Origin of the sequence: Sphingomonas sp. LC-1 (genome assembly GCF_025371035.1) — a bacterium.
GTDB lineage: Bacteria > Pseudomonadota > Alphaproteobacteria > Sphingomonadales > Sphingomonadaceae > Sphingomonas > Sphingomonas sanguinis_E.
Genome location: NZ_JANZXB010000006.1, coordinates 105336 through 127039, shown reverse-complemented (window position 1 = coordinate 127039; position 21704 = coordinate 105336). Strand labels below are relative to the sequence as shown.

The window sequence follows — 21704 nt, the reverse complement described above, 5'->3', positions numbered from 1 at the left end:
CATGGCGACCACACTCCGCCCGCGTCCTGCCGCGTTGAACCTGACGCCCTCGGCCGAGGCGCGGATCGCCGACCTGATGGCGCGTGCGCCGGAGGGGGCGATCGGGGTCAAGCTGTCAACGCCGCGCCGGGGATGCTCGGGTCTGGCCTATTCGGTGGATTACGTCACCAAGGCTAAGGCGTTCGACGAGAAGATCGATACGCCCGGCGGCACGCTGTTCGTCGATGGCGGCTCGATCCTGTATCTGATCGGGTCGACCATGGATTGGGTCGAGGACGACTTCACGGCGGGCTTCGTGTTCCAGAATCCCAATGCCAAGGGCGCGTGCGGGTGCGGGGAAAGCTTCACGGTTTGAGGGGGAGGGCTTAGCCTTCGACCGCGCTCAGGCTGAACGGGGTTGGGGAGGGCAAGCAATCTCTAGCCCGTTCCCCGGCAAAAGCTGCGGCCCAGTTGCTATGGCTTTTCAATGGCGGGGGGCATCTGCCTCCCACGCGGCGATATCCCGCCATCTCGGCCGGATAGAAACTGGACCCCGGCCTTCGCCGGGGAACAGGTTGGATCAGACCCGGTGTTCGAGCTTCAGGCTGGCGCCGTCCCACTCCACCGCCAGGTCGCGATAATCCGCCACCGTCGCATGGGGCGTATCCATCGCTCCCCGATGCGTCTCGGTAATCACCACCACCGTCATCCCAGCCGCCTCGGCCGCCGCGATCCCGGCGGGGGCGTCTTCGAAGGCCAGGCAATCCTTCGGCGCGACGCCTAGCCGCTTGGCCCCGAGCAGGAAGCCATCGGGCGCGGGCTTGCTCCGCTCCGCATCCTCCGCCGTCACGAACACGCCGGGTAAAGGCAGCCCCGCCGCCTTCAGCCGTACCTCCGCCAGCCGCTTGGGTGCAGAGGTGACGATGGCCCAGCGATCCGGCGGCAGCGCGGCCAGAAACGCGGCCGCGCCACCGATCGGCACGACGTCGTCCACATCCAGCATCTCCGCCTCGGTCAGTGCATGCGCTTCTGCGATCGGATCTATGCCGGGCAGGTTCAGCCGCCGGATCGTCTCGACCGACTGAACCCCGTGGATGGTCGGCAGGAACGCCGCGACGTCCAGCCCCTGCCGTGTCGCCCAGACGGTCCAGGCGCGTTCGGCGGAGGCGATCGAACTCAGGATCGTCCCATCCATGTCGAACAGGAAACCGCCAAAAGCGCGGGTCGGCAGGGCTTTGGTCATCGGCGCTCCAGCGAGGATCAGTTGGCCTGGAACACGCCGCAGGCGATGCGGCCGCCGCTATTGCCGCTCGGATCGGTCTTCAGGTCGTCGGCGGCGGCATGGATGACGATCGCCGAGCCGTCCGCATCGAGCAGTCCCGCCATGGTCGCACCCGGCAGCACGACGCCCAGCGTCCCGCGCCCGTCATTGCCGACGGTCATGTTGGGCATATCGCCCTCATGCGGACCCTGCGGGTTCATGCTGCCATGCTGGCGCTGCGTGGGGTTCCAGTGGCCGCCCGCCGTGGTGAAGTCGGGCGCGTCGCAGCGACCCACGGTGTGGACATGGACGCCGTGCATCCCGGCCGGAACGTTCATCGCGTCCAGCGTGATGCGCAACCCGCCCGCCACCTCGGTCGCGGTCGCGCGTCCGGCCTCGACACCGGTGCCGGTGCGTAGGCTGGCGGTTGCGCTGGGACCGCCGGGGACCGGGGAGCCGGTTTCCATCTTGTTCTGGTCGCAGGCGGCCAGCCCGAGCGTGACTACGGCGCCGGTCATCAATGCGATATATTTCATGTCGGAAGCTCCCTGATCGAAAGAACTATAGGCGGTCCGGCCTTATCGTCCACCGGTATCGAGCGGCCAACGCATCACCGGTTCATAGGATGCGCCCCCATGCCCCAGGTGACTTTGATAGAGCAGGATATGCTCCATGGCGAAGGGGGCGCTGGACAGGCCGGCGTGAACAGCGCGCCACCCCTCGATCTCGGGGGCGGCGCCCGCGGAGCGCGGCAGCCGGGCCAGCGTGACATGCGGGCGATAGGCACGCGAATCCGGCGGCAGGCCGGCCCGCACGCAGGCCTGATCCACCTTGCGATGCAGGTGCGCCAGCGCATCCTGCGGGCTGACATCGGCCCATAGGGTGTCGACCCGACCGCGATGATCGAACACCCCGACCCCCGAAATCCGGACGACGGGTGCGGGGGCATGGACCTGGCCTAGCGCGGCGGCGACATCCTCCGCCACCGGGCGATCGACTTCGCCGATGAAGCGCAGCGTCAGGTGAAGCTGATCGTCATCCTGCCACCGGGCCTGCGGCACGCCGTCCATGACGTCGGACAGCAGGTCGCGAATGGCAGGGGGCGGGCGAAGGGCGACGAACAGGCGAAGCATGACAAAACATGTCTATCGCACTCTGTCGGCGCGACGGGAACCTCTCCCGCTTGAAATGAGTCACGAACGGGACGATATTTCGCGTAACCGGCATCTGGCCGGGCAAAGGAGCAATGTTTCACCATGGCAAACTGGTCTGATCCACGGCCGAGCGCCGCGCCGTTCGGTACCACAGCCACCACAGGCTCGACCGCCTATGATGCGGGTCTGCGCTCGTACATGCTGTCCGTCTATAACTACATGACGTCGGGTGTGCTGCTGACGGGTATCGTCGCGCTGCTCTTCGCATGGGGCGGGCGCGACAGCATGGCCGCGCAGGTCTTCCTGAACGGCGGTCCGCTCAAATATGTCATCATGTTCGCGCCGCTCGGCTTCGTGTTCGCGCTGAGCATGGGCGTCAACCGGATGAAGACCTCGACGATGCAGATGCTGTTCTGGGCATTCGCGGTCGTCATGGGTCTGTCGCTGTCGACCATCTTCCTGGTCTATAGCGGCGGTTCGATCGCTGGCGCGTTCTTCGCGACGGCGGCGGGCTTCGCGGCGCTCAGCCTCTATGGCTATACCACCAAGCGTGACCTGTCGGCGTTCGGCACCTTTCTGATCATCGGTCTGGTCGGCCTGATCGTCGCCAGCGTGATCAACATCTTCCTTCAGTCGGGTACGATGGCGCTGGTCATCAGCTTCGTCGGCGTGCTGCTGTTCGCCGGTCTGACGGCCTATGACACGCAGCGGACTAAGGAAATGTATTATCAGGTGCGCGGCACGTCGATGCAGGACCGCGTGGTCATCATGTCGGCGTTGAGCCTGTATCTCGACTTCATCAACATGTTCCTGTTCATCCTGCGTCTGTTCGGCTCCAGCCGCGACTGATCGTCAGGTAACGGATTTGGACATGGGGCCCGGCGGTGTGTCCGCCGGGCCTTTTTTCGTGGAAGGAACATGGCCCATGCGCCTGTCGATCGAAGTCACGCTGGACTATGGCCTTCGCGAGGCCGCCGATATTCTGCTCCAGATCGAGGTGGCGGCGATGGCGGATCAGCGGCTGGAGCATCAGGCGCTGACCATCTGGTCCGACCACGGCGTCACTGCGGTGACGGGCGAGGAGGGCATCGGACAGCGATGCTGGGTGCGTGCGGACCATGCCCTGATGGCGCGCTATGAAGCGGTGGTGGAGATTGCGCGACCGGTCCTGCGACTGGACGCCATGCGGCCGACCCCGGCGCGGGCGCTGACCGGCGATCTCATCCCCTATCTGCTGCCCAGCCGCTATTGCGAGTCCGACCGGCTGGAGGGGTTTGTGCGGCGGCGTTTCGCGGGTCTGTCGGGCGGGGCGATGGCGGCGGCGCTGATCGAATGGGTCTCGACCCGTTTGACTTATCAATCAGGCAGTTCGAGCGGACTGACCACCGCGCTCGATACCTTCGGGATGCGCAGCGGCGTGTGCCGCGACTATGCCCATCTGCTCGTCGCGCTGGCACGCGCGGCGGAGATTCCGGCACGCTGCGTCTCGGCCTATGCGCCCGGCGTCGATCCGCCCGATTTCCATGCGGTTGCGGAATTGTGGCTGGAGGGGAGCTGGCATCTGGTGGACGCGACCGGCATGGCCCGCGCCGACGAGATTGCGCGCGTCTGCGTCGGTCGGGATGCGACCGACATCGCCTTTATGACCGTCTTCGGCGAGGCGCAGCTTTGCGATCAACGGGTGGTCGTCCGCCGTCTCGACTGAAGCGGGCAGGAACGCTTGCGCGGGCTGGCTCGTTGGTCCGGTCCACTCGTGATGGGGAAGTGACATGAACGACAGCATCGACGACCGCGCGCTCGACAGCGTATCGGTGGCGCCGGGCGGCGAACAGGCCGAACAGGGCAACCGTCCGCGTCCGCCCGAGCAGGATGCCGGGCAGGACCCGGACATTGCCGGCGGTCTGGCGAAGAACCCCGAGGATGTCGACGCACAGCTCGACGAAAGCCTCGACGAATCGATGGACGCCAGCGATCCGCCCTCCATCACCCAGCCTGGCCGCGATGGCCCGGCGGAATCGTCCGGCTTCAAGGAATAGGATCGCTGATCCTGCGATCCGGGCGGAGGAACGGCCTCTGGCCTCCTACTCCGCCCGGCCCGGGGGTGGCTGGGCCGTTCGATTTCCGGCCGCGTGACCATGAAGACGGCCTGCATCCCTTTTGCCTCTATTTTTCCGGCCTTTGTGGAAAATGATTGCCGCGATAACCGTTCGTCGCAATCAATGTTGCGGCGCGGCGAATTTCGTGGTCGTTTGCCTAAGGCCCGTTCAGCGTTGCGTTAACCTAATTGGCGCAGGATGATCGGGTAGTTACGATGGGCGGGGTAAAGGATATGGGATCGAGGAACCGACCGGCCGAAGGCACGATGACATTGGCCGAGATGAAGGAGTTTGCGGGCTTCGCCGCAGCGACGCAGCGTTACATCCGCCGCTCGCTCGACATCGGGCTGGACCGCGAGGATGCGATGGCGCGCTGGTCGCGCGATGTGGTCGAAGCGGCAAGCATCCGCGCCCAGGCCCGGCTGTATCGCAACCTGCCCGAAATCCGTCACCTGATCCCGGTGGACAGCGGCCTGGAGGCGCTGGAGCCTTTCATGGCTTCGTCCGTGACTATCGCGGCGTTCGACCTGGGGCAGGGGCGGCTGACCAGCTTTTCGGCTTTCCGCTTCCTGTATGAGCGGCTGATCGGGGCAGAGGTTCGCCCTTGGCTTCCCTCGGTCTTCTGCGCGGCGGCGGCGCTGCCGCACCTGCACCCCGAATTGCGGCGCAAGCTGCTCCAGTCGATCAGTGAGGCGGCGGCCACCGCCTCCGGCTGGTCGAGCCGTCAGCCCGCCTTTTTCCCCCATTGGGTGGAAAAGGTGGATAGCAACGGCACGTCGCTGGCCAATTGATCGCATCCCGGCGCGCCCGTCAGCGGCAGGCGCGCCAGCCCATCGGCCCGCGATAGGCCTGATCCAGATGGAAATGGTCGGCATGGGCCGCATTGTAGTCGGGTGACAGGGTGGTTGCGAACAGATCGCACGCATCGTCGCGGACCTGGCGGAGGAAGCGCCCCACCGCGCCCTGATCGCGCCAGTCGCGCACCACGCTGATCCGGCGTCCGTCGCTTAAGCGAAATCCCGCAATATCCACGGCATTGGCGCGGGCATGTTCGCTCCAGTCGCTGGAACTCCGCCCATTGATCCGGCGGCAATTGTAACTGCCCAGATGGTCGATCGCGACCACCTCCGCCCCCAACAGGGCGCGTGCGGCGGGCTGGACGCTGTTCCACTCCCAAAGCGCGAGCGAGGCGGCGACTGGGCAGGAGACGCCCAGTGCAGCGGGGCGGTAGCCGATCGCGCGTGCGCCGCCGGATGCGAAGCGGACCGCATCGTCATAGCCGCACTGCGCCTCCGGCGTTCGCGCAGGCAGCGCGGTATAGGCAATCCCCGCCTGGTCGAGCAGCCCGCGGCACTTGGCAGCGTCCTGGGTCAAGGCGGTCAGCTTGCGCCCGGTAAACAGTCCCACCGGCTGACCGAGGTCAAGCGGGGCCCAAGGCACGTCCTGCGGCCGCTGCCGCATCATGCCCCAGAGCAGGAGCGCCAGCACCGCTGCCCCGGCGATCACGACCAACAGGGTCGTCCATCGCCGCAACGCGCGCATCAGCCGCGTCTGGCGGCGGAAAGGGGTTCCGAGGTGATCGGATAGCCCAGATCGTCGGGTATGCAGATCGATGGCACGCCGTCACGCTCCGCCTGAAAGGGAATGATCCGCCGGATCGGCCATGCACGCGCATCGGCCTTCGCGGATAGGAAATCGCCATACTGCGCCAATCGTTCCAGCGTCCGCCGGGTCGGGAAGATGATATGGATCTCGCCCCGATCCGCCGCCGCGAGCGTCGCACGGGCGGTCAGCCATTCGGCCCGCGCGGTCTCCCCGCCGTCGATAACGGGCGTGGAGGCGTCGCGCGGGACCTCCGCCAGATAGAAGCGCGCATCGAACCGCCGAACTGGTACATGCTCGGGGCACCAGCGGGCGAAGGGGGTCAGTACGGTCTCGTCTATCTCCACATGCCGTTCGGTCAGCGCCGCCGCGAAGGCTTGCCCTTGGGCCAGATCCGCGCGGATGGACGCGACCGTCATGTCGTCCAGGTGGGGCACCAGCCCGATCGCCAGCCCGACCTCCTCGATCGTTTCGCGAATGGCGGCGATGCGGGCGGCGCTGTCGTCTGGATCGGGGGCATGGGGAGGGACCATCGCATGATCGCCGGGATCGACCCGGCCGCCCGGAAACACCATCGCTCCACCGAGAAAGGCCAGCGTCGCGCCGCGTTCGACCATCAGGATTTCGGGCGGCGCCCCACGCTGCGCCGCTTCGCGCATCAGGATCAGGGTAGCGGCGGGAATAGGATCGGGCATCATCGCCAGGTCAACCTGCCGGATCGCACAATGTCAGCGATGGGAGGAAATATCACCGTCGCACAATCCGGTGAAAGGGGTGGTGGAGCTGAGGGGAATCGAACCCCTGACCTCTGCAGTGCGATTGCAGCGCTCTCCCATCTGAGCTACAGCCCCGCCCCATATCCCGACCATGGTCGGGAGCGACGCCATTAGCTGGTGATCGAAAGCGACGCAACACCGCATCGCCTGCGGGCGGCAAATTTTTTCGGCCACGATCAACCCTTCGCTTCGGGCATTCCGTCGTGCGAAGCGCCGTGTCGACGGAACAATGTCTTGATCTGCCTCATTGAAACCATCGGAAGGCACGGCCCGCCAGACGAGCGGCGTCGGCCCCCGCAGGACCGATTTTCAGGAGGGTTTAGGATGGCTTACGATCGCTATTCCCGCGACGCCAATCGTGGCGGTCGCGACTTCGACTATGGCCGGGACTATGGCTCGGGGCGGGACTATACCTATTCCAGCGCACGCGATTACGAAGCGGCGGGCGCCTTTGACGACGACCGTAACGACAACCGGAACGATGGCCGCCGGGGTTATGGCGCGCGCGATTATGGCCACCAGGGTTATGGCCGCCAGGGCTATGACCAGAATGAGGGCTATCGCGGTTCGCGTCAGGAATTCGGCGGACGCTATGGTCAGGGTCGCGAGAATGAAGGCCGTTATGGCGAGGGCCGCTCGGGCGACTATGGCCGGGACGGCTATCGCGGTGGCCAGCGCGATTATGGGCGCGAAGGCTATCGTCCGTCGGGCTATAGCGACACGGCACGCGGCTATGGCGACTCCGCGCGGGGCTATGGCTATACCGGCGACCGCTATGGCCGCGACGACCGGCAGGACCGGGGCGACTATGGTCGCCAGCAGTCGGGCCGCGACTATGGCCGTCAGCCGCAGGGCTATGATTATGAGGATCGCGGATTCTTTGCCCGCGCCGGCGACGAGGTGCGTTCGTGGTTCGGCGACGAGGAGGCCGAACGCCGCCGCGAGGCCGACGCCAAGTTCGACGAGCGCTATTATGCCGCGCAGGATCATGACTATAACAACTGGCGCTCGGGCCAGATCGCCGCGCTCGACCGCGATTATGACGAATATCGCAGCGAGAACCGCACCAAGTTCGAGAACGAGTTCAGCAGCTGGCGCACCGAGCGCCAGGGCCAGCGCGGCCTGCTGTCCAAGGTGACCGAGCATCAGGAAGTGCTCGGTTCGGACGGCGCGCATGTCGGCACGGTGGACAAGGTGCGGGGCGACCGCATTCTGCTGACCAAGAACGACAAGGACGCGGGCGGCCAGCATCACTCGATCCCGTCGCGCTGGCTGAAGTCGGTCGACGACAAGATCACGCTGACCAAGACCGCCGAGGAAGCCAAGACCCATTGGCGCGACGAGGAGAATGCGCGCGCCATGTTCGGCGATCGCACCAGCGAGACCGGCTCGAACCGGTACGGCCAGTCGAATCCTTATGGCCAGTCGAGCAGCTACGGTCAGTCGAACAGCTATGGCCAGAACAGCCAGGGTACGACCGGCTCCGCCAGCACGGCCGGTCAGAGCACGACCGGCACCACCGGTGGCACCACCGGCGGCACGACCACCGCTGGTACCACCGGTACGACGGGCAGCACCTCGGACACCAACCGGGGTTATTGAGGACAGAAAACGTCACTGAAGGGTGAGTTTTCTTGGAGGGCTCGGGTGGACATCATCCGGGCCCTTTCCCATGTCCGGCGCAAATGATGAAAAGGATGACGGTTATGAAGGCATGGACACTCGCGGCCCGGCCCAAGGGAATGCCACGCCAGGACGATTTCGCCTTGATCGAGCAGGCGCTGCCCGAACTGGGCGAGGGGCAGGTTCGGATTGCGAACCGCTGGCTGTCGGTCGACCCCTATATGCGCGGGCGGATGAACGACGCGAAAAGCTACGTCCCGCCCTTCCAGTTGGACGAGCCGATGCAGGGCGGCGCGATCGGCGAAGTGGTGGAGAGCCGCGCGGAGAATATTCCGGTTGGCACGCTCGTCAGCCATATGGCGGGTTGGCGCGACGAGGCGATCCTGCCCGCCCAGCATGTCCAGCCGCTACCCGATCTGGCGGTCGATCCGCAGGCGTTTCTGGGGCAGTTCGGCATGCCGGGCATGACCGCTTATTACGGCCTGCTCCAGATTGCGGAGGCCAGGCCGGGCGAGACGGTGTTCGTGTCGGCGGCGGCGGGCGCGGTGGGGTCGACCGTGGTCCAGATCGCCAAGGCCAAGGGGATGACGGTCATCGGCTCGGCCGGTGGCGCGGACAAGGGTGAATGGGTGCGTTCGCTGGGTGCCGATGCGGTCATCGACTATAAGGCGGGCAAGCCGGTCGTCGAGGCGCTGGGCGAAGCGGCCCCGGACGGGATCGACGTCTATTTCGACAATGTCGGCGGCGATCATCTTGATGCGGCTCTGGCCCATGCGCGGCAGGGGGCCCGTTTCGCGATCTGCGGAATGATCGACGTCTATAACGAGGCGAAGCCGACCAGCCTCAAATATCTGGCGCGGCTGATCGGCAACCGCGTGCGGATGCAGGGCTTCATCGTCTCCGACTTCCGGGACCATGCCGGCTTTTATCGCGACATGGCCGCGATGCTGAACGACGGGAAGTTGCAGCGCGAAGAGACGGTATTCGAAGGGTTGGACAAGACGCCGGAGGCCTTCCTCGCGCTCTTCTCGGGCGGCAACAAGGGGAAGATGCTGGTCAAGCTCTGATCCTCCTTGGCCGTCAACCCGGCTGATGCCGGGATGACGGCGCAGGGTTCAGATGGCCCCCGAAAACGTGTCGCACTGGGCCGGGTCGCCGGTCTCCATACCCCGGCGCAGCCAGCGCATTCGCTGTTCCGAAGTGCCGTGGGTGAAGCTGTCGGGTACGACCCGCCCGGTCGCCTCGCGTTGCAACGTGTCGTCACCGATCGCCCGGGCGGCGGTCATGCCTTCCTCGACATCGCCGGGCTCCAGCCGGTCGCGGTTCTTTGCCGCCCATACGCCGGCATAGCAGTCCGCCTGCAATTCCAGCCGGACCGAAAGGGCATTGCCCTCCGCCTGGCCCGCCGCCTGTTGCGCGCGATGGACCTGTTCCGACGTGCCCAGCAGGGTCTGAATATGATGGCCGAACTCATGCGCGACGACATAATTGCGGGCGAAGTCGCCCTTCGCGCCGAAGCGGTTGGCCAGTTCGTCGAAGAATTTGGTGTCCAGATAGATTTTGCGGTCGGTCGGGCAATAGAAGGGTCCCACCGCCGATTGGGCGACCCCGCAGCCCGATTGGGCCGATCCGGCGTCCGGCTTGAAGAAGCGCAGGCCCGGCGCTTCGAACCGCTGGCCGCTCTGGGCGAAGATCTTTTCCCAGGTATTGTCCGCGTTGCTGAACGCTTGGCAGGTTTCGCGGCGTTCCGGCGAAACTTCGCAAACTTGGCGCGCATTCTGTTCACCCGACGAACCGGCGGAGCGGGTGACCGGCGCCGTGTTGCTGCCGCCGCCGGTCAGCAACCCCAGCGGGTTCATGCCCAGCACGGCCAGGATGATCAGGACGACGATGATCCCGCCGCATCCGAAACGGCTGCCGATCAGCGGCAACAGCCCGAACAACAGGCCACCGCCACCACCTCCGCCGCCAAAGCCTCCGCCGCTCTGCGCCTCGCCGACGTCGATATCATTGTCATAATCGTCGAGCCGCATGGCACCGTCACCCCTTTGTCGCCTCGCCCGCCTATCGGGTCTTGCGGCATTGAACCCGCAAAGCCTTGCGGCGGTTGCACGACCGATAATCTGGCAGCATGGTGCGTGCCATACCAAGGGAGAATGGCATGTTCCTGAAGGGCAAGACGGCGGTGATCTCGGGCTCCACGTCGGGGATCGGGCTGGCCTATGCCAAGGCGCTGGCGGCGGAGGGCGCAAGCGTGATGCTCAACGGCTTCGGCGATGCCGAGGCGATCGAGGCGGAGCGGGTCGCGCTGGAAAAGCTGAGCGGTGCGGCGGCGCTTTACGACCCGGCCGACATGACCCGGCCCGATCAGATCACGGCGATGATCGACCGCGCGGTGGCGGAAACCGGATCGGTGGACATCGTCATCAACAATGCGGGCATCCAGCACGTCGCCCCGATCGCCGAGTTTCCGGTCGAGAAATGGGATGCGATCATCGCGATCAACCTGTCCTCCGCCTGGCACATGATGCGCGCGGCCATCCCGCATATGCGGCAAAAGGGGTGGGGCCGGATCATCACCACGGCCTCGGCGCACAGCTTGGTCGCCAGCCCCAACAAGTCGGCCTATGTCGCGGCCAAGCATGGTGTCGTCGGCATCACCAAGACGGTGGCACTGGAAGTGGCGACCGACGGCATCACCGCCAACTGCATCTCGCCCGGCTATGTCTGGACGCCGTTGGTCGAGAACCAGATTCCCGACACGATGAAGGCGCGCGGCCTGACCCGCGAGCAGGTGGTCGACGATGTGCTGTTGAAGGCGCAACCGACCAAGCAGTTCGTGACGATCGAGGAGGTGGCGGCGCTCGCGCTGTTCCTGTGCCGGGACGAGGCGCGCTCGATCACCGGCGCGAACCTGTCGGTCGATGGCGGATGGACCGCGCAATGAGGGGCGCCACCGTCCTGCTGGCCACGGCCCTGGCGGTGGGTGCGGTCGGTGCCGCCATGGCGCAGCGGGTCGAACAGGCGTCCGACTGGCGATTGGCGGCGACCGAGGACGATCGCGTCCGCCTGCGCGGCTGGCGCACCGCCTGGGTGAAGGGGCTGGCACAGGCGCGGGCGGGCGGTTCGGCGGCGGCCCTGGCGGAACTTGGTCCGCTCGCCAACCCCGACCACTCGATCGCGGACCCCAAATTGCCCGATGGTGATTATCGGTGCCGGACGATCAAGATGGGGTCGCAGGGGCGGGCGGTGCTGACCTATGTCGCCTATCCCTTCTTCCGGTGCCGCGTGTCGGAGAACGGCGTCCGTCTGACCAAGCTGGATGGGTCGCAGCGGCTGACCGGGCGCCTCTATCCCGACACCGACGCGCGCAGCATCTTCCTGGGCACGCTGATGCTGGGGGACGAGGAGCGGTCCTATGCCTATGGGCGGGACCGGGCGCGCGACATGGCCGGGGTGCTGGAGAGGATCGACACCGACAGGTGGCGGATCGCCTTTCCCTATCCGGCTTATGAGTCGGTGGTCGACATACTCGAACTCGTGCCTGCCGCCGGGGCCTGAACCACGGGAGCCGGGGCGGCGGGCGAAGCGGCGGTGGCCGTCGCCGCTCCGCTCGGCAACGGGGGCAGCGACGCCAGATAGGTCTTGCCGTTCTGGCCGATGACGGTCACCCGGTCGGCATTGGCCTGCGCCACGGCCTTGAGGTAGGAACGGGGCTTCTTCATCAATTCGGGATGGTCCAGCCCGACCAGCCCCAGCCGCCGCGCCGCCTCCTGCACGAAATGCACGCAGTTGCGGTTGTTGAGATTGTAACGCGCATCCCCCGTCTTCTCGTCCCAGGCGGCGATCAGCGCGAGTATGTCCGCATATTGCGCGTCGCTCATCACATAGGAGAATTGCGCGTCGCTGGTCGAAACGTAGAAGGGTTTGGAGATGTCCAGCCGACCCTTGACGGTACCCATCAGCAAGGCGGGCGAAATTGACTTGGCGGTAAAGCCGTAATTGGCGTCCACCGGCGCGCCGGTGGCATCGACCGTCCCGCGCAGGCTGAAGAAGCTATGGGGGAAACTATTCCCCAGTTCATGGCTCCAGAAGGTGATCGTCACCGCCGCCTGTGCGGGCAAGGCGCAGCCGAGCCAGAGAAACAGGGCAATGGCGAGTCGCGTCAGCTTCGTCATGGCGGTCCTTATAGCGTTGCGGACGGTACGGGCGCAGCGGCATTTTCGTGTTTCTCGGGCCGGATATAGATGGAGGACAGGCTGGGGACGGCGCGTCGCAGGTCATCCTCCAATATCTCGATCAGCGTTTCAGCTTCTCCCATGGGCAGGCTGTCGACGAAATCGGCGCTGATCGCCGCGAAGATGCTGTCGGGCGCGGTATGGATGGTGCGGACATGGTTGACCCGTGTGATCCACGGACGCGACGCGACGATGCTGCGGATCGTCTCCACCACCTTGGGTTCGGCGCGCTCGCCGATCAGCAACCCCTTGGCCTCGCGCGCCAACAGGATCGCAACCAGCCCCAGCACCAGCCCGATTAGGATCGAGGCGACCCCGTCGATCCGCGGATCGTCCAGCGCATGGGACAGCCACACGCCCAGCCCCGCAATCACCAGTCCCGCCAGCGCCGCCGAGTCCTCGAACAGCACGATGAAGCCTGCCGGGTCCTTCGATTCATGGATCGCCTGCCACCAGCCGCCATCGCCCTTCGCGCGCGAAAATTCGCGGACCGCGATCGTCCATGACGCACCCTCCAGCGCGAAGGCGATGGCGAGGACGACGTAGTTGACCGTCGGATCGCGGAGCGGCTCGGGCGTGCGGATATGCAGCCAGCCTTCATAGATCGAGATGCCCGCGCCCAGCGCGAAGATCAGGATCGCGACGACGAACGCCCAGAAATAGAGTTCGCGTCCATAGCCGAAAGGATGGACCGCATCGGGCGCGCGCCGCGCCCGCTTCTGGCCATAGAGCAGCAGGATCTGGTTGCCGCTATCCACCACCGAGTGGACGCCCTCGGTCAACATCGAGGAGGAGCCGGTGATCCCGGCCGCGATGAACTTGGCGACGGCAATGCCCAGATTGGCCGCGAGCGCGCCGTAAAGGACGAGATTCTCGCGTATCCGCGCGGTCAGGCCGGTTTCGGGCATGCGCGGTTAAGCGTGCGACCGTGGCGCTTGTTCCGCGCCACGAACAAACCCCGCCGACGATCGCCGGCGGGGTCGCTTCCTTCCCCAAGGAAGAGGGGGCTTCGACCTGATCGGCACGACCGGAGAAGGGCTTCGTGGCCCAGCGCCGTCCAGCCGAAGGCCGAAGCGCGACTCTCAGGACGCGATGCGGCCCAGCCGATGGTAGAGATGCGCGAATTTGATCGAGCGGGGATCGTCGGCGACGCGCTTGACGTGTTCGGCAAGGGCTTCCTTCAACAGCGCGAAATCCTCCGTGGAGAAGACGGCGCGGCTGCGTTGCGGTTCGGTCGGCATGGCATTTCTCCTTTGTGGGTCAGGCGGCCTGGACGAATTGGGCGGCTTCGGTCGAATGGGCCAGCGCAGTGGTCGAACTGTCGCCGCCCGCGACCAGCTGTGCGACCAGGTCGAAATAGCCGGTCCCTACCTCGCGCTGATGGCGCGTCGCGGTGTAGCCATAAGGCTCGGCGGCGAACTCGGCCTGTTGCAGTTCGGAATAGGCCGTCATGCCGCGATCGCGATAACCGCGTGCCAGCTCGAACATGCCATAGTTCAACTGGTGGAACCCCGCGAGCGTGACGAACTGGAACTTGTAACCCATGGCGCCGATCTCCCGCTGGAACCGGGCGATGTCGTCGCGATCGAGATTCTTCTCCCAGTTGAAGCTGGGCGAGCAGTTATAGGCCAGCATCTTGTCCGGATATTCGCGCCGGATCGCCTCGGCGAAGCGGCGGGCATCGGTCAGGTCCGGATGCGAGGTTTCCCACCACAACAGGTCGGCATGCGGGGCGAAGGCCAGACCGCGCTGGATGCAATGGTCGACGCCAGTGCCCGGTTTCAGGCGGAAAAAGCCCTCGGCCGTCCGCTCGCCGGTCAGGAAGGCCCGGTCGCGTTCGTCCACGTCCGAGGTGATCAGCCGGGCGCTTTCGGCATCGGTGCGCGCGCAGATGACGGTCGGAACTCCCGCCACATCCGCCGCCAGCCGTGCCGCGTTCAGATTGCGGATATGCGCCGATGTCGGGATCAGCACCTTGCCACCCAGATGGCCGCACTTCTTCTCCGACGCCAGCTGATCTTCGAAATGCACGCCCGCCGCGCCCGCCGCGATATAGGACTTCATGATTTCGTAGCAGTTGAGCGGGCCGCCGAACCCGGCCTCAGCGTCGGCGACGATGGGGGCGAACCAGTCGCGCGTCGCGCCGCCTTCCGCATGTTCGATCTGGTCGGCGCGCGCCAGTGTCGCGTTGATCCGCCGCGCCAGCTCGGGACCGGCATTGGCGGGGTAGAGCGACTGGTCGGGATACATCTGCCCAGCGGTATTGGCGTCCGCCGCCACTTGCCAGCCCGACAGGTAAATGGCCTTCAGCCCGGCACGGACCATCTGCATCGCCTGATTGCCCGACAGCGCGCCCAGCGCATGGACATAATCCTCAGTTTTGAGGAGGTCCCATAATTTCAGCGCCCCGCGCCGCGCCAGCGTATGTTCGACGGTGATCGAACCGCGCAACCGCGCGACGTCCGCCGGGGTGTAGGGCCGGGCGATGCCGTCGAAACGACCGGCGGGCGCGGGCACGAGGTCTGGAAAGCCGGTCATACAGCGTCCTTTACAAAAGCTCGGTTATTGACGTCCTTTCGTGACGCACTTTGCCGTCATGGAGAATGGATTGGGCTTCCATATCGGCGTCTTGCGGTCGGCATCACGGGTGCCCGCGATTGTATCTTTGTAAAGAATTGACAGGCTGCCTGGGTCGCTTCACCCTCCCGGAAAAAGGCGATGGAGAGCGGCAATGGGTGGAGCCAAGCTGATTGCGGGCCATGCGGTCCGACGGGTGCGGCGGCAGCACGGGCTATCGCAGGCCGCAATGGCCGAGATGCTGGATATCTCGCCCAGCTATCTGAACCTGATCGAGCGGAACCAGCGGCCTGTCTCCTCCATGCTGCTCGTCCGACTGGTCGAGGCGTTCGATTTCGATCCGCGCAGCTTGACCACGGACGCACCGGGTGGCGGGGCGGCGGCGATGCGGCGGCGGCTGGCCGATCCGATGTTCGCCGATCTGGAAATCGACCGTAGCGAATTGGAGGAATGGCTGGCGGCCGCGCCGGGAGGCGCGGAGGCCTTTGCGCGCGCCTTCGACCGGTGGGGCGGTGGAAGTGGCGAGACTGGCGAGCGAAGCGCGAGCCCGGACCCGACCACGCTCGTCCGGCGCGAGATCGAGCGATGGCGCAACCACTTCCCCGATCTCGATGCGATGGCGGAAGGCTTGGCCGATGAGTTGCGGATCGCGGCGGGCGATCTGTACGGCGCGCTGGCAGAGCGGTTGCGCACTCGCCACGCGCTGACCATCCGCGTGCTGCCGGTCGACATCCTGCCCGATCGCCTCGTCCGGATGGACCTTCACGCGCGTCAGTTGCAATTGTCCGAACTGCTGGAGGCGCCGGCGCGGGTCTTCGCGCTGGCGGTGCAATTGGGGCAATGGGAAGCGCGCGCCGAGATCGAGGCGCTGGTCCGCGGCGCGGCCTTTGGCGATCGGATCGCGGAGCGGCTGTTCCGGCGTTACCTGGCGCAGTATTTCGCCGCGGCCTTGGCCATGCCCTATGCCCGTTTTCTGCGGGCGTGCGAGGCGACCAGCTATGACACGGCCATCCTCCAGCGACGCTTTGGCGTGTCGTTCGAGCAATTGGCGCACCGTCTGACCACGATGAACCGCGTCGGCGCGCGGGGTCTGCCCTTTTTCCTGATGCGGATCGACCGGGCGGGCCAGGTGTCGAAACGCTTCGCTGGCATGGCCCAGGCCGCGCTGGTCGAGGCTGAGAGTCTATGCCCGCTCTGGAACGTCTTCGGATCGTTCGCGCGGCGGGGGGACAGCCTGTTTCAGGCGGTGGCGATGCCAGACGATACGTGCTTCGTCACCCTGGTCCGCGCCGAGCGGCGCGCTGGCGCGTCGGTGAGGGGCGTAGAAGCGAGCTTCGCGGTCATTCTCGGCTTGGAGGCGGGGCTGGCACGCCATCTCGCGTCGGCGCGCGGATGCGATCCCGAGGGGGAGGCGGTGCCGATCGGGCCGGGATGCCGCCGCTGCCCGCGTGCGGATTGCCCGCAACGTTCCCACCCTCCGATCGGGCGCGCGATGCAGGTGCATGAGCGCGAACGACCGCTCAACGCCCTGGTTTTTGCAGACGACTAAAGCCTCGTGCTTTCACGAAAAGCTAGGAAGTAACATATATCAATTGCGCATGAGGTGGTTCACACGCCGGTTGCGGTCGATCGAATTCTGCTTTGCCGCGATGTTGACGGCTGTCTTCTCCATTTTCATGGCGCTGAGCGCGGTGAGTTGGATGTTCAACCGGCAATTGCTGTCGATGATCGATACCAGCCGCCGGATCACGGTCACGCTGGAGGGCTATGCCGCCAAGGAGGCCAGTCTACTCCAGTTGCGCGGGTCCATCCTGACCATCGCGGCGCGTGAGGAGTGGCCGGGATCGGTATCGACCATGCAGCGAGACCGGGTACGACGCGCGATACTGGGCCAAATCGGCAAGTCGATGGTCGTCGATGAAACGCTGCCCGAGCGCGTCCGGGCGCCCGAGAAGCAGGTGCGCCTGGCCGAACGCCGCTTCGTTCGCGCGGCCATGGACCTGATCCGGCAGGCGCAGAAACAGCCGACGAACGTCGCCGCCGCCATACGTGTCTTCGAGCGGGCTTCGCAGACGTTGCAGGCCCGCCGGGACATTCTCCGCCAGGCCCTGCGGGCGGAACTGGACGCGCGTGCCATACAGGTCGAGGCGCTGACCAGGCGTGCGCTCGTCCAGATGGCGCTGGCCGCCGGATATATGCTGATCCTGGTCGGCGGGCTGTTCCTGTGGCTGCGCTGGCGGATCATGCAGCCGTTGATGGCGATGGTCGCGGCCGTCCGTGCGATGAGTGTGGGCCATGCGCTTCCCCGACTGTGCTCGACCCGGCGGGCCGACGAACTGGGCGAGTTGGCGCGCGGTCTTCAGGCCCTGTCGCGCGCCGCGGAAGAGCGCGAACGCATTCAGCGTCAGGTCGAATATCTGGCGCATCACGACAGCCTGACCGGGCTGGCCAACCGCGTCGTCTTCGGCGAACGGCTGGCCAGTGCGTTGCAGGCCGGGAAACGAATCGCGCTGCTCGCCATCGATCTGGACGGGTTCAAGGGGGTGAACGACACGCTGGGCCATGCGCGTGGCGATGCCATGCTCCAACGGGCCAGTGCGGTGCTGATGGCGGCGGTGCGCGAAGACGATGTTGTCGCCCGGATCGGTGGCGACGAGTTCGCCATCGTCCATCATCTGCGGCCCGACGAAGAGGATGCCTCCGCGCTGGTCGACCGCATCTTCGCGATCATCGCCGCCGACCGCGACAGCCCCGCCATTCGCCTAAGCATCGGCATCGCCCTGTCGCAGCGGCACGGCGTCGAGAGCGACGAACTCCATGCCTGTGCCGACATCGCGCTCTACCGGGCGAAGGCCGATGGCCGCCACCGTGCCAGCCATTACGACGCCGCGATGGACGAGGAACGCCGCCAGCGGAACTGGCTGGCACATGAGCTGCGCGACGCGGGCGCACGCGGTGACATCACGCTGGCGTTCCAGCCCATCGCCGATTGCGCGACGCGTGCGATCATCGGGCAGGAAGCGCTCGCCCGCTGGACCCACCCGGTGCTCGGGCCGATCAGACCCGACATCTTCATCCCCATCGCCGAAGAAAGCGGCCTGATCGTCGAGATCGGCCAGCGGCTGTTCCTCAACGCCTTGCACGCCCTTCGCCAATGGCCATCGCACTGGATGATGGCGGTCAACCTGTCGCCGGTCCAGTTGCGCGACCCACATCTTGCCACGCGAATGCTGTCGACGATCACGGGGCAGGGTATCGACCCGCGCCGGATCGAAGTGGAGGTGACCGAAGGGGTACTGATCGACCACCGGGAAACCGCGACCGCCAACCTCAGCCAGTTGCGCGCGGCCGGCCTGCGCATCGTCATGGACGATTTCGGCACCGGCTATTCCTCGCTCAGCAGCCTGCAGCAATTTTCGTTCGACAAGATCAAGATCGACCGCAGCTTCACCAGCGCGATGGGGCAGCATGGCCCCGCTCTATCGATCGTCCGCGCCTCGATCGGGCTGGGGCGCAGCCTGAATATCCCGATCGTTGCCGAGGGGGTGGAGACGGAGGCGCAACATCGGATGCTATGCGAAATGGGATGCGATCAGATTCAAGGCTATCTGATCGGCCGTCCGATGACCGATCATCAGGAGGCCGCCTGACGATCGTCGCCGCTCTCCGCCAGTTTCTGCGTCAACAGAGCGATAATGTCGCGTGCGCTATAGGGTTTGGGAATGAAGTGCACGCCTTCGGGCAAGCCATCGGGAAGGTAGGTCTGGTCGCCCGACGTGACCAGAACCGCGACATGCGGATGCGACTCGTGGACGCATACCGCCAGGGCGGCTCCGTCGAGCGTGCCCGGCATGGCGACATCGGTAAACACCGCCTGAATCTCCGGATGCCGCTTCAGGGCGACCAGGGCGTCATCGGCGCTGGCCGCCTGGATCACGACATAACCCGCATCCTCCAGCGCAAACTGGACATGGATCAGCAGGAGCGGCTGATCTTCGACGATCAAGATGGTCGGGGGAGGACGCGTCATAGATGGGATATAAATCCCGGTTGCACGACGCGTTCCAAAACTGATGTATATCAATAGACTGTTTCGAGCCGTTCAGGTGCCGCTATCATCCAGTCGCCCGACCTGCTCCTTGCTTAGATTCAGCCTCATCGCCGGCATGAGTTCGGAGAGTTGCTCCACGCCGGTCGCGCTGGCGATGGGAGCGGTCACGCCTTCTTGCGCCATCAGCCAGGCCAGCGCCACCTGCGCCTGGGTCGCGCCTGTTTCGTCCGCCACCTGGTCGAGTGCGGCGAGTACCGCGCCGCCCTTGCCGTGCAGCAACTCGCCCATTCGGGCACCGCGCACGCTTTGCGACAGGTCGGCGTCGCTGCGATATTTGCCGGTCAGGAACCCGGCGGCGAGACCGTAATAGGGGACAACCCCGATATTTTCGGTCACGCAATAATCTTGCAGCTCGCCCTCGAACTTGTGGCGGCTGACCAAATTATATTCGGGTTGGAGGACGTGATAGCGGGGCAGGCCGGCTGCGCGCGCCGCGTCGTTGGCCGACTTCAACCGCGCCGCATGGAAGTTGGACGCGCCGATGACCCGCACCTTGCCCGCCTCGACCAGCTTGGCAAAGGCCTCCATCACCGCCTCCTGCGGCTGATCCTCGTCATCTTGATGCGCGAAATACAGGTCGATGCGATCGGTGCCGAGCCGCTGGAGCGAGGCCTCCGCCGCCGCCACGATCCGGGCGGGGGCCAGCTTCTCGCCACCTTCGCCGGGCAGCATGCCGACCTTGGTCGCGATCAATATCCGGTCGCGCTTGCCGCTGGCCTTCAGCCATTCGCCGATCTTCGTCTCGGACTCGCCGCCGCGATGGCCCTCGACCCAGGCGGAATAGACATCCGCCGTATCGATCATCGTACCGCCTTGATCGACAAAGGCATCCAGCACAGCGAAGCTCGCCGCCCGGTCCGCCGTCCAGCCGAAGACATTGCCGCCCAGTACCAGCGGCGCGATCATCAGGTCGGTCGAGCCCAGGCGGCGGAGCGGCATATCGGTCATGGACGATCAGCTTTCATTGTCGGTGGTTATTTCCTCATCAACGCCCGAAGGGGCCATCGCGTTCAGATCGACCGCATTGGCGTCGAGCATCGCGGCGGCCTCGTTCAACTGGCGGTTCTCCTCGGCGCTGAGCCCCGTGGGCTGGTCGCTGGAGGAACAGGCGGCGAGCGACAGCAGCGCGGCGGTCAGAAGAAAGCGGATCATGCCGCCACCATGGCGCAGCCGGGGGTGGGTGGGGAAGGGGGCCTGGCCAGCGGGTAAGGAACCCTTTGCGCCAGCGCAGGCGTTGTGGCGACCAGTTTCTCCCCCCATCCAAGAGGTAACGTCATGCTCGCATCGTTCAAAATGGGTCTGGTCGGCGGGCAGCGGGCGATGACTCCGCTTGCCGCCGTGTCGATCGCGGCGGCGCGGGGCGAATTGCCGCTGGGCAAGGGGGTGTTGCGTTGGCTGGGCAATCCCTTCGTCGCGGCGGGAACGCTGGCCCTCGCGATCGGCGAGATGGCCGGCGACAAGCAGAAGACCGCGCCCGACCGGATCGTCCCCATCGGCTTGGCGGCGCGCTTCACCACCTCCGCCATCGCGGGCGCGGCGCTGGCCAGCCCCAAGAACCGCTGGCTGGGCGCGGCAATCGGCGGCGTGACGGCGGTGGTCGCCTCCTATCCCGGCTGGCGCGGCCGCATGGCAGCGCTCGGGCGCTATGGCCAGACGAAGACGGGCTTTGCCGAAGACGCCGCCGTGCTGGCGGGCGCGGCGGCGATCGTGCGGGGGCGCAAGGCGGCGGGTTAAGTAGCCGCCGTTTCCCGGCGTCGCTCCACCTCCACCGATGGAACGTCGCGGCCCATGGCAAGGCAGGCGCGCATGGCGTGGGCGGTCTCCACAAAACCCAGCTTGGCCAGCACCCGGCCCGAGGCGGGATTGTCCTGGAAATAGCCCGACGTGACGAGGGACAAATTCAGCATATCGAAGCCATAGGACAGAACCGCCCGACCCGCCTCCGACATGATGCCTTTGCCCCAGTGATCGGGATCGAGCCAATAACCGAGCTCGGCCCGATCGCCTTGCCTGCCCGGCGTCAGGCCGATGATACCGAACAGATCGTCGGTGCCGTACCGGGTAATGGCCCAAATCCACTGCTTGGGTACGACCTCGGTCAGGAACAGATGCGCGTCCTCGACGGTATAGGGGTGGGGGACGGGTGTCAGTCGTCTGGCGACATCCCATTGCCCGGCAATCCGGGCAATGGCCGCCGCATCCCGTATCGCGGGCCGTCGCAGTGACAGGCGTGCCGTGGACAGGCCCGGATAGTCGGGAATATGGCATTTGTCGGTCATCGTCATCG

At 65.8% G+C, this 21704-nt stretch carries 26 protein-coding genes and 1 tRNA gene; 12 read left to right on the top strand and 15 right to left on the bottom strand.

Annotated features, from left to right (window positions below):
• Position 1: 1 nt before the first annotated feature.
• On the top strand, positions 2-355 hold the full coding sequence (locus tag NZL82_RS10490) for an iron-sulfur cluster assembly accessory protein (RefSeq protein ID WP_261269710.1): 354 nt from the start codon (positions 2-4) through the stop codon (positions 353-355).
• A 204-nt stretch (positions 356-559) separates the two neighbouring features.
• Here the strand turns inward: NZL82_RS10490 and NZL82_RS10485 are convergent, their stop codons facing one another.
• From NZL82_RS10485 to thpR, 3 genes are read right to left on the bottom strand one after another with little or no spacing between them, the layout of a single operon-like run.
• The gene (locus NZL82_RS10485) at positions 560-1222 is read right to left on the bottom strand and encodes an HAD-IA family hydrolase (RefSeq protein ID WP_261269709.1); all 663 of its coding nucleotides are present in this window, start codon (positions 1220-1222) and stop codon (positions 560-562) included.
• Positions 1223-1239: 17 nt separating this feature from the next.
• Positions 1240-1776: a superoxide dismutase family protein gene (locus NZL82_RS10480; protein WP_261269708.1), complete on the bottom strand. Its 537-nt coding sequence runs from the start codon at positions 1774-1776 to the stop codon at positions 1240-1242.
• 42 nt (positions 1777-1818) lie between these two features.
• Positions 1819-2373 carry an RNA 2',3'-cyclic phosphodiesterase gene (gene thpR, locus NZL82_RS10475; protein WP_261269707.1) on the bottom strand — a complete coding sequence of 185 codons (555 nt, stop codon included), beginning with the start codon at positions 2371-2373 and terminating at the stop codon, positions 1819-1821.
• Positions 2374-2496: 123 nt separating this feature from the next.
• Between thpR and NZL82_RS10470 the strand changes: the two genes are divergently transcribed.
• From NZL82_RS10470 to NZL82_RS10455, 4 genes are all read left to right on the top strand, one after another.
• Complete coding sequence (locus NZL82_RS10470; RefSeq protein WP_261269706.1) at positions 2497-3243, top strand: Bax inhibitor-1/YccA family protein; 747 nt, start codon at positions 2497-2499, stop codon at positions 3241-3243.
• A gap of 76 nt (positions 3244-3319) precedes the next feature.
• Positions 3320-4099, top strand: coding sequence for a transglutaminase family protein (locus NZL82_RS10465; protein ID WP_261269705.1), 780 nt, complete (start codon positions 3320-3322; stop codon positions 4097-4099).
• 64 nt (positions 4100-4163) lie between these two features.
• On the top strand, positions 4164-4430 hold the full coding sequence (locus NZL82_RS10460; protein ID WP_261269704.1) for a hypothetical protein: 267 nt from the start codon (positions 4164-4166) through the stop codon (positions 4428-4430).
• 293 nt (positions 4431-4723) lie between these two features.
• Positions 4724-5281 (top strand): hypothetical protein, encoded by a 558-nt coding sequence (locus tag NZL82_RS10455; RefSeq protein WP_261269814.1) that lies wholly within the window; start codon positions 4724-4726, stop codon positions 5279-5281.
• A 19-nt stretch (positions 5282-5300) separates the two neighbouring features.
• Here NZL82_RS10455 and NZL82_RS10450 read toward each other — a convergent pair whose 3' ends face one another.
• The 3 genes from NZL82_RS10450 to NZL82_RS10440 form a co-directional block, all read right to left on the bottom strand.
• A complete protein-coding gene (locus NZL82_RS10450) occupies positions 5301-6032 on the bottom strand; it encodes an extensin family protein (protein ID WP_261269703.1) in 732 nt (243 codons plus the stop codon).
• A complete protein-coding gene (locus tag NZL82_RS10445; RefSeq protein WP_314732884.1) occupies positions 6032-6787 on the bottom strand; it encodes an NUDIX domain-containing protein in 756 nt (251 codons plus the stop codon). The genes NZL82_RS10450 and NZL82_RS10445 overlap by 1 nt, the downstream gene beginning before the upstream one ends.
• Positions 6788-6867: 80 nt before the next feature.
• Positions 6868-6943 (bottom strand) — tRNA-Ala (locus NZL82_RS10440).
• A 249-nt stretch (positions 6944-7192) separates the two neighbouring features.
• Between NZL82_RS10440 and NZL82_RS10435 the strand changes: the two genes are divergently transcribed.
• Both NZL82_RS10435 and NZL82_RS10430 read left to right on the top strand, forming a co-directional pair.
• On the top strand, positions 7193-8470 hold the full coding sequence (locus NZL82_RS10435) for a DUF2171 domain-containing protein (protein ID WP_261269701.1): 1278 nt from the start codon (positions 7193-7195) through the stop codon (positions 8468-8470).
• A gap of 104 nt (positions 8471-8574) precedes the next feature.
• On the top strand, positions 8575-9558 hold the full coding sequence (locus NZL82_RS10430; RefSeq protein WP_261269700.1) for an NADP-dependent oxidoreductase: 984 nt from the start codon (positions 8575-8577) through the stop codon (positions 9556-9558).
• A 48-nt stretch (positions 9559-9606) separates the two neighbouring features.
• Here NZL82_RS10430 and NZL82_RS10425 read toward each other — a convergent pair whose 3' ends face one another.
• Positions 9607-10524 (bottom strand): neutral zinc metallopeptidase, encoded by a 918-nt coding sequence (locus NZL82_RS10425; protein WP_261269699.1) that lies wholly within the window; start codon positions 10522-10524, stop codon positions 9607-9609.
• Positions 10525-10652: 128 nt separating this feature from the next.
• Between NZL82_RS10425 and NZL82_RS10420 the strand changes: the two genes are divergently transcribed.
• Together NZL82_RS10420 and NZL82_RS10415 are read left to right on the top strand one after the other, a co-directional pair.
• Entirely contained in the window at positions 10653-11438 is a 786-nt protein-coding gene (locus NZL82_RS10420; RefSeq protein ID WP_261269698.1) for a 3-hydroxybutyrate dehydrogenase, read from the top strand.
• Positions 11435-12052, top strand: coding sequence for a DUF4893 domain-containing protein (locus NZL82_RS10415; RefSeq protein ID WP_261269697.1), 618 nt, complete (start codon positions 11435-11437; stop codon positions 12050-12052). The genes NZL82_RS10420 and NZL82_RS10415 overlap by 4 nt, the downstream gene beginning before the upstream one ends.
• On the opposite strand, the gene NZL82_RS10410 is transcribed toward NZL82_RS10415, so the two are convergent.
• The 4 genes from NZL82_RS10410 to aceA form a co-directional block, all read right to left on the bottom strand.
• Positions 12001-12669 carry a hypothetical protein gene (locus NZL82_RS10410; protein WP_261269696.1) on the bottom strand — a complete coding sequence of 223 codons (669 nt, stop codon included), beginning with the start codon at positions 12667-12669 and terminating at the stop codon, positions 12001-12003. The two genes, NZL82_RS10415 and NZL82_RS10410, sit on opposite strands and share 52 nt — an antisense overlap.
• Positions 12670-12677: 8 nt before the next feature.
• Positions 12678-13637 (bottom strand): cation diffusion facilitator family transporter, encoded by a 960-nt coding sequence (locus tag NZL82_RS10405; protein ID WP_261269695.1) that lies wholly within the window; start codon positions 13635-13637, stop codon positions 12678-12680.
• 174 nt (positions 13638-13811) lie between these two features.
• Positions 13812-13970: a hypothetical protein gene (locus NZL82_RS10400; protein WP_261269694.1), complete on the bottom strand. Its 159-nt coding sequence runs from the start codon at positions 13968-13970 to the stop codon at positions 13812-13814.
• Between the two features lie 19 nt (positions 13971-13989).
• Positions 13990-15267, bottom strand: coding sequence for an isocitrate lyase (gene aceA / locus NZL82_RS10395; protein ID WP_261269693.1), 1278 nt, complete (start codon positions 15265-15267; stop codon positions 13990-13992).
• A 193-nt stretch (positions 15268-15460) separates the two neighbouring features.
• Here aceA and NZL82_RS10390 point away from each other — a divergent pair, with 193 nt between their 5' ends.
• Together NZL82_RS10390 and NZL82_RS10385 are read left to right on the top strand one after the other, a co-directional pair.
• Positions 15461-16855, top strand: a complete 1395-nt coding sequence (locus NZL82_RS10390; protein ID WP_261269692.1) for a short-chain fatty acyl-CoA regulator family protein — start codon at positions 15461-15463, stop codon at positions 16853-16855.
• Positions 16856-16904: 49 nt separating this feature from the next.
• Positions 16905-18956, top strand: coding sequence for a bifunctional diguanylate cyclase/phosphodiesterase (locus tag NZL82_RS10385; RefSeq protein ID WP_261269691.1), 2052 nt, complete (start codon positions 16905-16907; stop codon positions 18954-18956).
• On the opposite strand, the gene NZL82_RS10380 is transcribed toward NZL82_RS10385, so the two are convergent.
• The 3 genes from NZL82_RS10380 to NZL82_RS10370 form a co-directional block, all read right to left on the bottom strand.
• On the bottom strand, positions 18941-19336 hold the full coding sequence (locus NZL82_RS10380) for a response regulator (RefSeq protein ID WP_261269690.1): 396 nt from the start codon (positions 19334-19336) through the stop codon (positions 18941-18943). The two genes, NZL82_RS10385 and NZL82_RS10380, sit on opposite strands and share 16 nt — an antisense overlap.
• 72 nt (positions 19337-19408) lie before the next feature.
• A complete protein-coding gene (locus NZL82_RS10375) occupies positions 19409-20365 on the bottom strand; it encodes an aldo/keto reductase (RefSeq protein WP_261269689.1) in 957 nt (318 codons plus the stop codon).
• Positions 20366-20371: 6 nt separating this feature from the next.
• The gene (locus tag NZL82_RS10370) at positions 20372-20569 is read right to left on the bottom strand and encodes a hypothetical protein (RefSeq protein ID WP_261269688.1); all 198 of its coding nucleotides are present in this window, start codon (positions 20567-20569) and stop codon (positions 20372-20374) included.
• Between the two features lie 123 nt (positions 20570-20692).
• On the opposite strand from NZL82_RS10370, the gene NZL82_RS10365 reads away from it, so the two are divergent.
• Positions 20693-21151, top strand: a complete 459-nt coding sequence (locus tag NZL82_RS10365; RefSeq protein WP_261269687.1) for a DUF4126 family protein — start codon at positions 20693-20695, stop codon at positions 21149-21151.
• Here the strand turns inward: NZL82_RS10365 and NZL82_RS10360 are convergent.
• Positions 21148-21702, bottom strand: a complete 555-nt coding sequence (locus NZL82_RS10360; RefSeq protein WP_261269686.1) for a GNAT family N-acetyltransferase — start codon at positions 21700-21702, stop codon at positions 21148-21150. The two genes, NZL82_RS10365 and NZL82_RS10360, sit on opposite strands and share 4 nt — an antisense overlap.
• Positions 21703-21704 lie beyond the last annotated feature (2 nt).